The sequence below is a fragment of the Oscillatoria sp. FACHB-1406 genome (genome assembly GCF_014698145.1).
GTDB lineage: Bacteria > Cyanobacteriota > Cyanobacteriia > Cyanobacteriales > Spirulinaceae > FACHB-1406.
In genome coordinates, this window is the sequence record NZ_JACJSM010000031.1 from 18,865 (window position 1) to 34,167 (window position 15,303).

General features: G+C 47.9%; 15 protein-coding genes. 9 read left to right on the forward strand and 6 right to left on the reverse strand.

What is annotated here, in order from left to right; all coding sequences use genetic code 11:
• Nucleotides 1-95: 95 nt before the first annotated feature.
• Nucleotides 96-551: an NUDIX domain-containing protein gene (locus H6G50_RS21870; RefSeq protein WP_190721336.1), complete on the reverse strand. Its 456-nt coding sequence runs from the start codon at nt 549-551 to the stop codon at nt 96-98.
• A gap of 125 nt (nt 552-676) precedes the next feature.
• Here H6G50_RS21870 and H6G50_RS21875 point away from each other — a divergent pair, with 125 nt between their 5' ends.
• Nucleotides 677-1,456, forward strand: a complete 780-nt coding sequence (locus tag H6G50_RS21875) for a hypothetical protein (protein ID WP_242032937.1) — start codon at nt 677-679, stop codon at nt 1,454-1,456.
• A gap of 266 nt (nt 1,457-1,722) precedes the next feature.
• Here H6G50_RS21875 and H6G50_RS21880 read toward each other — a convergent pair whose 3' ends face one another.
• Nucleotides 1,723-2,535 (reverse strand): YwqG family protein, encoded by an 813-nt coding sequence (locus tag H6G50_RS21880; protein WP_190721337.1) that lies wholly within the window; start codon nt 2,533-2,535, stop codon nt 1,723-1,725.
• 257 nt (nt 2,536-2,792) lie between these two features.
• On the opposite strand from H6G50_RS21880, the gene H6G50_RS21885 reads away from it, so the two are divergent.
• From H6G50_RS21885 to H6G50_RS21895, 3 genes are all read left to right on the forward strand, one after another.
• Nucleotides 2,793-3,677 (forward strand): D-alanyl-D-alanine carboxypeptidase, encoded by an 885-nt coding sequence (locus H6G50_RS21885; protein WP_190721339.1) that lies wholly within the window; start codon nt 2,793-2,795, stop codon nt 3,675-3,677.
• Between the two features lie 112 nt (nt 3,678-3,789).
• The gene (locus H6G50_RS21890) at nt 3,790-4,746 is read left to right on the forward strand and encodes a ribonuclease Z (RefSeq protein ID WP_190721341.1); all 957 of its coding nucleotides are present in this window, start codon (nt 3,790-3,792) and stop codon (nt 4,744-4,746) included.
• 104 nt (nt 4,747-4,850) lie between these two features.
• Nucleotides 4,851-5,204 carry a DUF6464 family protein gene (locus H6G50_RS21895; RefSeq protein ID WP_190721343.1) on the forward strand — a complete coding sequence of 118 codons (354 nt, stop codon included), beginning with the start codon at nt 4,851-4,853 and terminating at the stop codon, nt 5,202-5,204.
• A gap of 61 nt (nt 5,205-5,265) precedes the next feature.
• Here the strand turns inward: H6G50_RS21895 and H6G50_RS21900 are convergent, their stop codons facing one another.
• Complete coding sequence (locus H6G50_RS21900; protein WP_190721345.1) at nt 5,266-5,637, reverse strand: VOC family protein; 372 nt, start codon at nt 5,635-5,637, stop codon at nt 5,266-5,268.
• 103 nt (nt 5,638-5,740) lie between these two features.
• Between H6G50_RS21900 and H6G50_RS21905 the strand changes: the two genes are divergently transcribed.
• Nucleotides 5,741-5,953 carry a hypothetical protein gene (locus H6G50_RS21905; protein ID WP_190721347.1) on the forward strand — a complete coding sequence of 71 codons (213 nt, stop codon included), beginning with the start codon at nt 5,741-5,743 and terminating at the stop codon, nt 5,951-5,953.
• Nucleotides 5,954-6,144: 191 nt separating this feature from the next.
• Here H6G50_RS21905 and H6G50_RS21910 read toward each other — a convergent pair whose 3' ends face one another.
• Both H6G50_RS21910 and H6G50_RS21915 read right to left on the reverse strand, forming a co-directional pair.
• Nucleotides 6,145-6,627, reverse strand: a complete 483-nt coding sequence (locus H6G50_RS21910; RefSeq protein WP_190721349.1) for a Tic20 family protein — start codon at nt 6,625-6,627, stop codon at nt 6,145-6,147.
• A gap of 111 nt (nt 6,628-6,738) precedes the next feature.
• The gene (locus tag H6G50_RS21915; RefSeq protein WP_190721351.1) at nt 6,739-6,936 is read right to left on the reverse strand and encodes a hypothetical protein; all 198 of its coding nucleotides are present in this window, start codon (nt 6,934-6,936) and stop codon (nt 6,739-6,741) included.
• Nucleotides 6,937-7,133: 197 nt separating this feature from the next.
• Between H6G50_RS21915 and glyA the strand changes: the two genes are divergently transcribed.
• The 3 genes from glyA (at nt 7,134) to H6G50_RS21930 (ending at nt 12,644) form a co-directional block, all read left to right on the forward strand.
• The gene (glyA, locus tag H6G50_RS21920; RefSeq protein WP_190721353.1) at nt 7,134-8,417 is read left to right on the forward strand and encodes a serine hydroxymethyltransferase; all 1,284 of its coding nucleotides are present in this window, start codon (nt 7,134-7,136) and stop codon (nt 8,415-8,417) included.
• Nucleotides 8,418-8,660: 243 nt separating this feature from the next.
• The gene (locus H6G50_RS21925) at nt 8,661-9,554 is read left to right on the forward strand and encodes an alpha/beta fold hydrolase (protein ID WP_190721355.1); all 894 of its coding nucleotides are present in this window, start codon (nt 8,661-8,663) and stop codon (nt 9,552-9,554) included.
• A gap of 129 nt (nt 9,555-9,683) precedes the next feature.
• The gene (locus H6G50_RS21930) at nt 9,684-12,644 is read left to right on the forward strand and encodes a PAS domain S-box protein (protein WP_206756592.1); all 2,961 of its coding nucleotides are present in this window, start codon (nt 9,684-9,686) and stop codon (nt 12,642-12,644) included.
• Nucleotides 12,645-12,700: 56 nt separating this feature from the next.
• Here H6G50_RS21930 and H6G50_RS21935 read toward each other — a convergent pair whose 3' ends face one another.
• Complete coding sequence (locus H6G50_RS21935) at nt 12,701-13,216, reverse strand: DUF2062 domain-containing protein (protein ID WP_190721359.1); 516 nt, start codon at nt 13,214-13,216, stop codon at nt 12,701-12,703.
• A gap of 280 nt (nt 13,217-13,496) precedes the next feature.
• Here H6G50_RS21935 and H6G50_RS21940 point away from each other — a divergent pair, with 280 nt between their 5' ends.
• Complete coding sequence (locus tag H6G50_RS21940; RefSeq protein WP_190721361.1) at nt 13,497-15,158, forward strand: ABC transporter substrate-binding protein; 1,662 nt, start codon at nt 13,497-13,499, stop codon at nt 15,156-15,158.
• The last annotated feature ends 145 nt before the right edge of the window (nt 15,159-15,303 follow it).

Sequence of the window (15,303 nt, forward strand, 5' to 3'; positions counted from 1 at the left end):
GAAGCGGAACGATTGGGATAAGGGACAGTAACTTGGGTGAGTTCGGGGATATTGTTGCAAGATTGATTGAAAAATTAAGTTATTTCCACCACGGCTTACAGATAATTTAAAAAGGCTTCTGGATATAAGCGCAATTCTCCCGACTGAAAACGCGAAATTTCCACCCAAACTGCCTTTCCTTGAGTCTCGCCTTCAACAAATTCTACTTCGTCTACTTCGTACAATTGCGAGTCAGCAAAATCGCCTTGATAGACGAGAACAATTTCGTGACCGGGCGTGCCGTTGTAGATAAAAATATTTTCAATACAGCCCAAATAGCGGAGATTAGCTAACTCCGCTTGCATTTCTTCTTGGAATTCTCGTTGGACTGCGGCTAAACTGCTTTCCCCAAAATCGATACCGCCGCCCAAGGCGCGATAGAAAGTTTCTTTTTCGATCGGATCGTAACCTTCGGCAACAAATAAGCGAGTCTCATCGCGAATTAAGCCGAGAGTAATGGCGCGAATTTTTGGCTTTTTTAACTTCTTTTTTTTCTTTTTTTTATCTTTCATCGTTTCGCAATGCTCGATGCTTAGGCGTACAAGTCTATAGAAGCATATTACTTTTTCAGGTCGTCGGCAAGACGGGGATTTTTGAGGAGAATTTAGAAGCTGGCAAGCGTTTGAGGGCTTGAAGTTTGGAACTTTTGCCGTGCGATCGCGTCATGCAAACCAGAATCCTAGCCCTGCATGGGGTTTTAAAAGTTGCATTTTTAACTACCGCTATGTTTATCTGGAAATCTGGAACTGCTACGTTTCTAGCGCTGTCGCTGCTGACGGGGACAGTAACCCCGATTTTGACTCCGATGGATGCTTCAGCACAACTATTTCCCGGACGGGGAAATCGTCGGACAGATTCGCTACAAGTTAAAATTCCGGCGGGAACCCAAATCCCACTCGAATATGAAAAGGCAGAAAAAATTCTGGTAACGGAGGAAGAAACCTCGCCGCTAACGTTAACTGTTGCTGCTAATGTTAAGGATAATCGCAATCGCGTTTTGATTCCTTACGGCAGTCAGTTAGTCGGACAAATTCAACCGGCAAGCGGCGGTTCCCAGTTCGTCGCCCAAGAATTGGTTTTTCCTGATGGCAGTAAGTTGCCGATTCAAGCGCGTTCTCAGGTGGTGACGCGCCGGGAAACGGTAGAGAAGGGAACCGATTTGAGTTCGATTTTAAGCGGTGCTGCGATCGGTGCGGCGGCTTCGAGTATTATTTCTTTGATTACGGGCGATCGCTCGATTGGGATTATTGAAGTTTTGGGCGGTACGGGTTTGGGCGCTTTGGGCGGTTGGTTGTTGGGCGGGCGCAATAATTCGGCGGAATTAGTGTCTATCGATCCTAACCGCGATCTCGATGTCGCCCTTGACTCAGCCTTGGATGTTACCGCACAATTGCCGCCGCGACGTTCGGTTTTTTAAGTCATAGTTCAATGGCATTGACTTAAGATAAAACAAATTGCCTGTAGAGACGTTGTATACAACGTCTCTACGATAATTTTATAGGGTGGATCGCAGCGCCCGCTAGCCTTAAGTCAGTGCCATTCAGGTCATAGAGGGCGGGTTTTGACTGCTGAATTCACCTCAGAGCAAGGATTTTAGCTAAACCCGCCCCTACGAATCCGATCGCACTTTTTTACACCCTCCTACTTACACTTTCGCGGATATTCGTTAATCTCACGCCACGTTTAACCGCAGTCCCAATTATAAAGAACATGGCTAAAATCTAACTTTTTTAACGCCGATTCTTGAATAAAAAAGTTTCCTATTCCTACATCTCCCCACATAATATCTTTTTCGCATTCGGAGTCGATTTGTAACAGCAGACTATAGGGTTCTTCTTCGGGTGGAAGTGAATCTCTCGGATCGTTTTGGGTGAAATTTGGATAGCCGCCTAAACGATGAAGACTCGAACTCATCTCTTCTCCGTTAGCCTCTAAATATTCTTCAAATTCCTCGTTTTCTTTCCCTTCTTCGATAAAAGCTCCTGAAAATATTTCGCCGGATTCCTCGTCGATTGTTGTTAAAGATACGGTTTTGCGAGAAAGCTTTAAGGAAAACGCTTGATTGAAAGGTAAAGGGAAATTTTCGGGAGGCGCTAAAAAACTAAAGTCTTGAATTAAGCGATCGCGCTGTAGCTCGATTTCAGGAAAATAAATTACCCGAAACCCCTCTTGCTTCGTCGGCTCGTCAAAATCACACCCGTAAAGGTCATCATCGTTAATATAAAATTGAAGGATGCCGCGATCGGGAAAGTTATCGAGCGGCGGCACTTCAGAAAAATTAATTTGGGCGAGCAGATACAGATAGTTTCCTTGGGGCGATCGCGGATATTCTGAAGCGACTGGGTAATAAGGAAAACCACCGAACTTGCTCTGCCAGAGCGTGGTATTATCATTGGGGATCGGTTCGATTTCGAGGTAAGGCTTCATTGTGGCTTCTATTTCTTGACAATATTTTTTGAGGTTTTCGGAAACTTCTAAGGGAAATTCATCGTCCATTTTCTGTTTTTTAGCGCGATTTCTTAAATTGTAACGAATCGATGCTCCGGTAATTAAAAGATGGCTCGGAAATTTTTCCCGATGTTAGTTATAAAAGGTTGAAATAACAGAGGATGCTCCCGCTCTCTGTTTGCTCCTTATATTTCGCAGATCGCTTAAATAGATGGTATAAGAGTAGCTTGGGTACAAACCCGATCGCCCTCTAAAGGGACTTTTGCTCCCCTTGAAGATGACCCAAAATCCGCTTATTTTTCTCTATGGATAAAAAAAAATCTTGGTTCAAATCTCTCGGTTGGATTGCCGCCGCCGCGATTGCAACGGGGTTGCCCCTTGCCCCTAAAGCAGTTAACGCTCAAACCAGCGACTATTTATTTCAAAACTTTGAACCGATTAGAATTTTAGTCCCGCCTGCCGAACGCGGACGCAGCGGAATTTGTTCGGCTTTCCTGCAACCTGCGATCGATTCAATCGTAAAAACGCCGCCTTTATCGAACGGACGCTGGGGAATTCTCATTCAATCTCTCGACGGGCAAGTTCTCTACAGCTACAACGCCGATAGTGCCTTGATTCCTGCCTCAAATGTCAAATTATTAACGACAGCGGCAGCCTTGCAACGTTTCAGCCCGCAAACTCAAATTCGCTCGCAATCCATGCGCCAGTGGGTGACGACGACGAATCAAATGAGCAACAATGACTATGCTGATGCCTTACTCAGTTTTATCGGCGGGCCGCAGGTGGTGAGACGAACGCTATCTGAGATTGGGGTGAATGCTAATGGCTATCGGCAAGTCGATGGTTCGGGATTGTCGCGCAGCAACTCCGCTTCGCCAACAACGTTCGTCAGCATTTTACGCGGAATGCGCTCCTCTAATGCTTGGGATGTGTGGTATGGTTCCTTACCCGTAGCGGGAGTGAGTGGAACGCTGAGAAATCGAATGCGGGATACGAGCGCTCGAGGCATCGTCCACGCGAAAACGGGGACGCTGACAGGGGTTCGTGCCTTGTCGGGCTACTTAGAACACCCGACTTACGGCGTTTTAGTTTTTAGTATTTTGGCGAATAATTCGGACGTATCGGGAGAATCATTAGTCGGCGCGATCGATACAATTGTCTTGCAGTTAGCACAATTGACTCCTTGCTAATCCAAATCTCGACTCAAAAGCCCTCTTGCAAATTGTTTTATGATGAGAAAGGATACCCAATGCTAAATTAAGCGTGAATAAATTCGCGATCGCTCGCAACAAATAAAGTTTTGTGGAAATTACATTTTTAGGTACGAGTTCTGGAGTCCCGACGCGATCGCGCAACGTTTCGAGCGTCGCCCTTCGTCTGCCCCAGCGCGCAGAAGTCTGGCTTTTTGACTGCGGTGAAGGCACGCAACATCAATTCCTACGCAGCGAACTTAAAAGTTCTCAAATTCGCCGCATCTTCATCACGCATATGCACGGCGATCATATTTTCGGGCTTTTAGGGTTAATTGCCAGTTGCGGTTTGGCGGGAACTGCTCAGCCGATGGATATCTACGGCCCTGCCACTTTAATCGATTATCTCAAAGCCTGCGCGAAATACTCCCACTTCCACCTCTCGCCCAAAATTAAAATCCATGCCGTTCAACCCGGTTTAGTCTACGAAGATGACGAATTTACCGTTAGTTGCGAGCGACTGACGCATCGCGTGCCTACCCACGGCTATCGGATCGCCGAAAAAGATCGTCCCGGGCGTTTCAATGCCAGCGAAGCGGCAAAATTGGGAATTCCCTCTGGCCCGCTTTACGGTAAACTCAAGCGCGGCGAAACAATTACGCTCGAAGACGGCCGAGAAATTTGCGGCGCGGACTTATGCGAACCGCCGGAAACGGGGCGAAAAATGGCTTATTGCACCGATACCGTTTTTTGCGATGAAGCCGTCGAACTCGCGCGAGATGCCGATATTGTCATTCACGAAGCAACCTTTGCCCACCAAGACGCGCAATTGGCTTTCGATCGCTTACACTCAACTTCAACGATGGCTGCCCAAGTCGCCGCTTTAGCTGGAGCGAGACAACTGATCTTGACTCATTTTAGTCCCCGCTACGCTCCGGGCAACGCTTTGGATGTTAAAAACTTGCTCGAGGAAGCGCGCGCGATTTTCCCGCAAACGCTTTTGGCTTACGATTTCATGAGCTATGAAATTCCCAGGCGCAAGCACGAGTTAGAAATTCGTAGTTCGTAATTCATCATTCATCCTTCATCACTTATAATTCACCATTCATCACTTATAATTCACCATTCATCACTTATAATTCATCATTCACCATTCATCACACCTTAAAGTCAATGGAGCCAGTTTCACTACCCACAGAGTTAATCTCGACCGAAACGCATCGGTCTCTCGGTAAGATCGATCTCGATTGGATGCCTCAACCCGGCAACTATCTCGATGTCGAAGGTAAAACTTATGCAGTCCTCGAACGCCACCATCACTACCAGTACAGGATCGGTGGTTATTTTTTAAAAAAAATTTCGCTCCATGTCAAAAATGCCCAAAGACCGAGCGAACGCAGTTTAATCGAAGGACGTTGGGTTATTGGCGATGCGAGTTGTCGCTACAATGCTCGCTCGGAAATGCTCCGCTGTGCTATTAATCCGGAAGGTCCTTGTGCGAATTGTCGCTTCTACGAAGCTGAATAAGCTGTTCGTCATTCGCCCAATTTTAACGCCGGTAGATTTGAACAATCTACGCCGTGAAGCTTCAAGCCTTTTGGAGTTGGCTTAACTCCAATACATTGCCGTCGGGATCTCGCACGAATAGCGAAGAACGCCCCGAAGAACTCATTTGGAAAGGATAATGATGTTGGCTTAAAGTTGCGATCGCAACATTTAAATCTACCACCCCTAAAGCGATATGAGGATTGCGCCCCCATTTTTCGGTGTTGTCGGGTTCGGTTTTCGCATTTTCGTCCGCGATTAAGTGAAGCTGATAATCGCCAATTTGATACCAAACACCGGCATAATTTAAGCCGCGATCGACTTTATTTAAGCCAAGAATTTTGCCATAAAATTGCTCGGCGCGGGCGATATCGGCAACAAGAATAGCAGTATGAAGGCATTGCTGAATTTGCATGGGTTAAACCTCAAAAACCAGAGCTAACTTCAGTCTAACGCGCTAGAATGTTAAAGAAGAAATTTTACGCGATCGCTCGCACAATTCAGGAGCTTTTTAACTCATGTTTCTCGAAGGACTCTCACCCTTATTCAAAGAACTCGCTCAACAACCCCTCGCTTTTGTCGGCGGGTTCTTTGCGGGGGCTTTTCGACTTAATCCTACCGAAGATCCGCTCCGAAGCTGGCTCGAGCAGCAAGGTGCAACGGTTTATCCCTCCACCTCCTCCGACCAAAACGGACGCAGTAGCGGTCCGCAATCTATTGCGATTGATTAGCTTGATTTAGATCGAAAGCTGGGAGGAATTGAGCCTAACATCGAATTTTTATCTATAACGGTAGGGACGTTCAATTGAACGTCCCTACCGATTAGCTAATCAACATCGAGTTCTTTGTAAGATTAAGTGTTTCGCCTTAAGTCTGTGCGAAGGTACAGTGCTGCTACCCTACATTTTTCCAACGAGCGGGCTTAAGGGACTTGGGCGCGAACGGCTTCTGAAAATGCGGGAATCTCTGCATAGCGTCCGAGAAAAGACTGTACCATTGAGTAACCGCAAGCCGCGAGCGCGCCTAAAAAGATGACATTAGCGAGCGTTTCGACAATTAATGGCAGCGAACCTGCTAAAGGAGCAGCTATAAATCCAAATACTAAACTAATTAAAAACAATAAAATATCGATCAGGATCGCCTGCAAAGTATTAAACCGAATAAAGTGACTAATGCGTTCGTTCCTGACAACACCCATATAAAGGGCGAGAAAAATAATAAAAGAAGCGAAAGGAATCGCACTCATCAGTTTGACAATCGGCAGAAGCGGAATCAAGATAATCCCAAAAAACGGAAATTGGCGAATTAGGAAAACGCCAAATTCTAAAGCAGAAATTAACGGCAGCAAGTAAGGAAGGGCTGCAAAAATACGATCTTTGGTATCAATAGAGCCGCGCCAAGTCACGATCGGTTCTCCTTATATCAGCGAAACAAAATTGTAATGGAACTTCCCCTCCAAGATAACGCAGGCCGGAGCAGAAGAACCGATACGGGCAACAAAAGGGCGCGATCGCATTCAATCGATATTCGTTAAACGAAAGCCCATCTGACATTCATACACTTCAGGGCGAGTGCGTTCGACCGAGCTTAAAGCATGACCGCAACCGAGTTTTCCATTGTGCCAGCGCGGTAAACCGCTTGTATTGGCAAACAAGCAACCCTGACAGACTTGCTTGGGAGAAATAACTTGTTGGTCGGTGAGAATGACTAACATAACCTTAGCCCCCTCTCTATCGCGATGTGTGAATAACTTCATCTCCCTTTATTTTAAGGGGAGTCGAGGAGAAAGCGGTCAAAATCGCTACACAGTGTAATGTTCGTAAAGGAGGGGCATAAACTGCGTTAGGATTGTTGAGCAAGCTCGCTCGCAGCAAGAATTCACTCTCAGCATTCGTATCGAAATCAAGGGCTATGACTCAAACCAATCTCGATTTTCTGGCTCAAACCGACCCCGAGATCGCGGAAATTATTCAGTTAGAATTGCAACGGCAGCGCGATCGCTTGGAACTGATTGCCAGCGAAAATTTTACCTCACCGGCGGTTCTCGCGGCTCAAGGCTCGGTTCTCACTAATAAATATGCCGAAGGACTCCCCGGCAAACGCTACTATGGCGGTTGCGAATATGTCGATCGCGCCGAACAACTCGCGATCGATCGCGCCAAAAAACTCTTCGGGGCAAAAATGGCCAACGTCCAGCCCCACTCCGGCGCGCAGGCTAACTTTGCTGTCTTCCTCACCCTCCTCAATCCCGGCGATAAGATTCTGGGGATGAACCTATCCCACGGCGGACACCTGACCCACGGTTCCCCCGTCAACGTTTCCGGTAAATGGTTCGAGGTCATCAGCTACGAAGTCAACCCAGAAACCGAATGCTTAGATTACGATCGCATCCGAGAAATCGCGCTTAAAGAACGCCCCAAACTGATTATTTGCGGCTACTCCGCCTATCCTCGCATCATCGACTTTGCTAAATTCCGCGAAATCGCCGATGAAGTCGATGCGTATTTGCTCGCCGATATCGCCCATATCGCTGGTTTGGTCGCCACCGGACATCATCCCAATCCCCTGCCGTACTGCGATGTCGTCACTACCACCACCCATAAAACCCTGCGCGGGCCGCGCGGCGGTTTGATTCTCAGTCGCGATGCCGAGTTAGGGAAAAAGTTGAATAAAGCCGTTTTTCCCGGCACTCAGGGCGGTCCTTTAGAACACGTTATTGCGGCTAAAGCGGTTGCCTTTGGCGAAGCCCTCAAGCCCGAATTTAAAACCTATTGCGGCCGCGTTATTGCTAACGCACAAAGCCTCGCTAACGGTTTAATCGATCGCGGTTTCAAAATCGTTTCCGGCGGTACGGATAATCATTTAATGTTGGTGGATTTGCGATCGATCGGCATGACGGGCAAACGCGCCGATGCGTTACTCGAAGGTGCAAATATCACCGCTAATAAAAATACCGTTCCCTTCGACCCCGAATCGCCCTTCGTGACTAGCGGTTTGCGCCTCGGTTCGCCCGCCGTCACGACGCGCGGACTGGATGAAGCCGAGTTTAAGGAAATCGCTAATATCATCGCCGATCGCCTGCTTAACCCCGACGATGAAAGCATTGCCAGCGATTGTCGAAGTCGAGTCGCGCAATTGTGCGATCGCTTCCCGCTTTATCCGCACCTGCGAATTCCCGTTCCTGCCTTCTCTTAAAAGAGGGGACGAAAGCACTTAAGACTTCAGTCTTCCCTTGGATGGTTGACAAATAAAGTTTAATATGTATAAAAGGGGGGCGCAAGCCCCTCTTCTGTCCGAGGGAAAATAAATTGAGCCGACGATAATCTTTCAACTCGATCGCACAATCACTCCCAACTTGCCTCGATAATCGCGTTAGGGTTATCTATAGATGAGGTCGAGCTTAATCGCTCGTAAAAATCACATAGAATCATAAAACTGATGGCTGCAACGACTCGCGCTCCGAAAACCTGGACTTGGAAGGGATTCAAGATCGGCTACCAACAACAAGGCAACGCAGGGCCCGCTGTCGTCCTCATTCACGGTTTTGGTGCAACCTGGGGACATTGGCGGAAAAACCTACCCGTTTTAGGTCAAACTTGCCGCTGTTATGCTCTCGATCTTCTCGGTTTCGGCGCTTCAGATAAACCGAAACCGGGTGCGGAAATCGATTATACTTTTGAAACTTGGGGACAACAAGTCGCTGATTTTTGTCGAGAAGTCGCGGGCAGCCCGGTTCTGCTCGTCGGCAATTCTATAGGTTGCATCGTCGTCCTACAAACTGCGGTCGATAATCCCGACTTAGTTTTAGGAGTGTGTTTGATTAACTGTTCCCTGCGACTCTTGCACGATCGCAAGCGGAGCGAACTGGCTTGGTATCGGCGTGCGGGCGCGCCTTGGCTGCAACGAACTTTGCAGATTCGCCAACTGGGGTATTTCTTCTTCCGAAAACTCGCCCAACCCAACGTCGTGCGGAAAATCTTGTTACGAGCTTATCGCCGCCCCGAAGCCGTCACCGACGAGTTAGTTGAAATGCTGATGGAACCGGCAGGCGATCGCGGCGCAGCCGACGTATTCTTAGCTTTTACGAGCTACTCCCAAGGTCCGCTTCCCGAAGATTTATTACCCCGTCTTTCCTGTCGCGCTTTGGTTCTTTGGGGGAGCGAAGATCCTTGGGAACCGATCGCAGCAGGCCGTAAATTTACGGAGTTTGTTACCGTCGATCGCTTTATCGAACTGGCAGGATTGGGTCATTGTCCCCAAGATGAAGCCCCAGAAATCGTCAATCCCATTCTCCAGGACTGGCTCGAGAGAACTTCCCTCTCGCTGCGATAAGTCGAGCAATTTTGCGGTTTTCACTAACAGCTAAAGAGTGCAATCCTAATAATTAAGAGCGATCGACCAAACAATGATTGGTGGCAGTGGAATTAAGCCGCGCGCTCCAAATCCCATAAAGATATGCTGTTGAGTCAACTGTCCCTCACCCTCAAGCTGCTGAGTGCGGGTCTTTCGAGCCAATGGGCAGAAGTAAGTCGTGCTTTTAGGCTAGGAACGGCAGCCCTTTTCCTAGCCCTGACCGCGATCCATCGATATTCAACCCAAAAAGGACAAAGGGTGCAATCCCCTCACCCCGCTGAAAGATTTGTGAGATTTCCATCAGTCCCCCTAGCAAAAGACGAGCAATTGCATCTCCTGCAACGCGCGATCGAAGCCAGCAGCAGTGGGGTAGTGATTTGCGATGCCCGAGCAGACGATCTCCCAATTGTTTATCTCAATGCCAAATTTGAGGAACTCACTGGCTACTCGCGAGCGGAGGTATTGGGGAAAAACTGTCGCTTTCTTCAAAAGGGCGATCGCGCGCAGCCCTCGCTAGACATCATTCGCCGCGCTCTGCGAGAGGGGCAAGATTGTCATACGATTCTCCGCAACTATCGTAAAGATGGCAGCCTATTTTGGAACGAACTTTACCTCGCCCCCGTGCGCGACAACCACGGCACTCTAACTCACTTTATCGGCATCCAAACTGATGTTAGCGAACGCCAACAACTCCTCGAAAACCTGCACGCTTCCCAAGAACGCCTCAGCGCGATCTTAGAACTCGCCAGCGATGCGATTATTTCGGCAGATAGTACGGGGCGAATCGAACTGTTCAATCAAGCTGCCGAACGCCTCTTCGGTTACCAACGCGACGCAATTTTAGGTCAACCCTTAGAAAAATTGTTGCCCGATGGCGATCGCATTTTGCACGTACCCGCATCCGCCCTTCTACCGTCACAATCCCTGGAAATGAGAGCGCGCCACCAAGATGGCAGCGAATTTCTGGCGGAAGTTTCAATGTCTCAATTGGAACTCCAAGAAGGCAAAATTTTGACGATCATTTTACGCGATATTACAGCTTATAAAAAAGCCGAGGAAGCTCTGCTCGATAGCAAAGCGCAATTGAGTGCTATTCTCAACGCGACTTCCGATGGTCTAGTCGTTCTCGACGATCGAGGCTCCATTCGTTTTGCCAATCCCGCCGCCGCTAATCTTTTTGGCCGTTCCATCTCCCAACTGCTCAATTGGGATTTAGGCTTGCCGTTCATTAGTTGCGAATGGGTTGAAATTGCACTCGTCCAACCCTCAAAAAAAATTGTCGTTGCTGAGATGCAAGTTACAGAAACAACTTGGGATCGAGAAAGGGTTTATTTAGTTTCCCTGAGAGATATTACCCAGCGCAAGCACGCTGAAGAGCAACTTCGCGAGAGCGAGGAAAAATATAGAAGGATTGTTGAAACAGCCGCTGAGGGCATTTGGACGATCGATCGCGACCACAATACGACCTTTGTCAATTCTCAGATGGCTGAAATGGTCGGTTATTCAGTCGCAGAAATGAAAGGCAAGAACATCTTTGACTTTATCGACTCCAGCCAAGATGCTCTGATGAAAAGACATCTTTTGCGCCGCCATAAAAAGACCGAAGAAAAGTACGATTTTCAACTCCGCCGTAAAGATGGTAGCCTCTTTTGGGTTGCGATTTCAACTCGCCCGCTTTTCGACAGCGACGGTCACTATGCCGGAGCCTTGAAGATGATAGCCGACATCAACGATCGCAAGCAAGCCGAAGCGCAACTGAGATACAACGCTTATTACGACCCGCTTACGAATTTACCCAACCGCACCCTTTTCCTCGAACGCTTAGCCCATACAATTCGACGTTCGCGACGGCGCAGTGGCTATCCGTATGCCGTCTTTTTCCTAGATCTCGATGACTTTAAAGTGGTCAATGACAGTCTCGGGCATATGATGGGAGACCAGTTATTAGTTGCGATCGCGCGCCGTCTCGAATCCTGTCTGCAACCGAGCGAAATTCTAGCCCGCTTGGGGGGAGACGAATTTACCATCCTCACCGAAGGACTCAGAAATCGTCAGGATGTCATTTCTATCGCCCAAAAAATTCATCGCGCCTTTCGAGCGCCGCTTTACTTGCAAGAGCGGGATTTGTTCATTAATGTCAGCATCGGCATTGCCTTCGGGAATCCAGACTACACTTATTCTGAAGAACTGTTGCGAGATGCAGATGCTGCCATGTATAGCGCTAAAGCCAGTGGTAAAGGTCGTTACGCGATTTTCGATCGCGAAATGCACGAAACCGTTTTAATGCGCTTCCAACTCGAAACCGATTTGCGACTTGCGCTCGAGCGTCAAGAGTTTCTCCTGTACTACCAACCGATTTTCGATCTGGCTTCCGGTCATCTGGCGGGATTTGAGGCTCTGGTACGCTGGCAGCACCCGGAGCGCGGTTTTATCGGTCCCCAGGAGTTTATCCCCGTCGCGGAACAAACGGGTTTTATCGTTCCGCTGGGCTGGTGGATTTTGCAAGAAGCGTGCGCTCAAATTGCAAGCTGGCAAAAGCAATTCGCTTGCAAGCAACCTTTAACCATTGCAGTTAACCTTTCCGGCAAACAACTGAAAGAAGCGGATATCGTCAAGCGCGTTAGAAATATTCTCGAGCAAACGGAACTCGAAGGGAGCGCTCTCAAGCTCGAGATGGTGGAAAGTTTGTTGATGGAAGATACCGAAGCAACTTTGCAAACCCTCGCGCAACTCAGAGCGATGCAGGTGCAATTAGTAATCGATGACTTTGGGACGGGCTATTCCTCGTTGAGCTACTTGCACCGCTTTCCTGTTAGCGCCTTGAAAATCGATCGCTCCTTTGTTCTCGGACTCGAGCGCGATAGCGATAACGGTGAAATTATTAAGGCTGTCGCCAGTCTCGCCCGAGCCTTAAAGATGAATACCATCGCCGAAGGCATCGAAACTAAGGAACAACTCGCCTACATAAAAGGCATCGGATGTCAATACGGGCAGGGCTATCTTTTTGCGCGTCCTCTCGAGCCGCAAGCTGCTGCCGCGTTGATTTCGCGATCGCTACTCGATGAATGATTAAATGATCTTCAAGTGCAACAGTGTCCTGCCAAGCGAATTGAATCTCAAAGCGATTATCGCCTTCCGATTTTATGACGGTGGCGCAACTCTGAAATCAGGCGAACGCTGAGAACATAACTACCGATCGCTGCAACGACACCGACGAGCGCACAGCCCAGCATCATTGTACCGAGAAAGTTCGCCCCTAAGTGCCAAATCTCCGAGGAAGTCCAATCGAGATCGTCAATGGAAAAATCGTGCCAACCCGTTATCCATTGTCCGACTTTAAAGTTGAAGGCGAAAATAGGGACGTAAGTGAAAGGGTTACTCACCCACGTTGCTGCCGCCGCTGCAATCTTATTCCCCCGCGTCGCGGTGGCTAAGACGACAGCGATAACAATTTGCAAGCCCAACCAGGGAAAAGAACCTGCAAAGACACCGCAAGCCACACCGCGCGCGATCGCATCAGGTGTTCCTTGCAGTCGCAACAATCGATAATAATAGTAGCGCCAATGTCGCCGCCATCCTTGCAATTTGGACTCAGGACGGCGTTGAATAGGGACTTGTGTTTTTAGCGACGAACGGTGCATACGAAAAAGCTTGAAGCCCAACCGACTTCAACAAGGCGCAATCTACCAACTTAATAAAATTTTAACGAAAATTTATGGGATTCGTCGGGACAGCCCTCGCCTTTATATTAAGTAACGTACATTCACTCGTAATTAGCACTCTATCGGATGGCGCACTCTATCGCCGTTGACGGATGACTGGGCAAGTCGCAGAAAGAAGAAGCCTAAAGAGCAATCTTCGACGGTTGCAACCTGCTACAATCTTAAGCCTGAACGCTAAGATAGACTTTTCTCAATCGCAATGCTACACGGGCTTTCTCTGTTCCCCAAACGCTTTCAATCGTTGGCTAAATACTTGGGTTTGTTTGGTTTGTGCTTTCTCCTCGCTGTCGGGTGTAATGGCAAACAACAAACTTCCGCGCCATCACCCTCGACAAGCGCATCGAGTGGGGCAGGAAGCGATCGCGTTACTGTGGGGATGACGGTTAAACCCCGTACCTTAGATCCTGCCGATAGCTATGAAATCGCAGGCTTAAATCTCATTTATAATCTCGGCGACACCCTCTACACCTACGAACCCGGAACCACCAACCTCAAACCGCAACTGGCAAAGGAAATGCCGAAAATTAGCGCCGATGGGCTAACCTATACCATTCCCCTGCGCGAAAATGTCACCTTTCAAGATGGTACGCCCTTTAATGCCGAAGCAATGGCATTTTCCTTAAAACGGTTTATTGAAAATGGCGGAAAACCTTCTTTCCTCTTAAAAGATGTGGTTGAAGAAGTCAAAGCAACCGGAGCGAATGAGTTAAGCGTAAAGCTCAAACAACCCTTCTCAGCTTTTACTGCTGTCTTAGCGTATGCCGGAACTTGCGCGGTTTCACCTAAAGCTTATGAGCTTGGATCCGGAAAATTTAGTCCCAGTCAGTTTGTCGGCACTGGCCCTTATAAATTAGCAGAATTTAGCAGCGATTCGATTCGGCTGACTCCTTATGAAAATTATTGGGGAGAAAAACCGAAAAATGGAGGGATCGATCTGCAAATTTACGGGGATAATTCAGCAAATTTGTTTAATGCTTTCCGCACGGGCGCGATCGATATTGCTTATCAATCTATAGAACCGGAACAATTAAAAAGTTTGTCCGATGGGGCAGAAAAAGGTCAATGGCAAGCGGTTGAAGCATCGGGAACGGCCGTCAATTTCTTAGCGCTCAATCGCAAGCAAGCACCGCTCGATAAGCTCGAAGTTCGTCAAGCAATTGCTGCTTTAATCGATCGCAACTTAATCCGCGATCGCGTATTTCAAGGTGAAGCCGAACCCCTCTACAGTTTGATTCCCACAACTTTTGATGTTTCTCAGCCCAGCTTTGAGAAAGCTTACGGCAATGCCAACATTGCCAAAGCTAACGAATTGCTCGCTAAAGCGGGATATTCGGCTCAAAATCCTGCTGTCGTTCAACTTTGGTATCCCTCGAGTTCTACACCGCGTAGTTTAGTAGCTGCTACTCTCAAAGCTTATGCCGAAAAAGAGTTAGGCGGTGCTTTGAAGTTTGAACCTCAAGCGGTGGAAGGCGCAACCTTCTTTAAAAATGTAGCCGATGGCATTTATGCCGCAACCTTATCGAACTGGTATCCCGATTTTCTCGATCCAGATAATTACATTAACCCTCTAGTCGCTTGCAGTAAAGGAACTGAAACGGAAGGCTGTACGGAAGGCGGCGCGAAAAGTCAAGGTTCTTCTTACTGGAACAAAGATGTTAATGAGGAGATTCAGCAACAGCGTAAGGAAAAAGATGCTGCCAAACGTAAGGAAATTTTCGCTAAAATTCAAGAGCAAATTGCTGCCGATGTTCCCTACATTCCTCTCTGGCAAAATAAAGAGTATATTTTCGTGAAAAATGGCGTGGAAGGCGTAAAACTCAATCCTGCTCAAAGCATTCCCTTTGCATCAATTAAAAAATAGTTAAATAATGGATAATGGATGAATGGCACTGACTTAAGGCTGGTGGGCGCTGCCCACCCTACGAAATTATTTGTAGAGACGTTGTATACAACGTCTCTACAGGCGATTTTTCAATTCTTATTTCAGTGCCATTCGACAATGGATA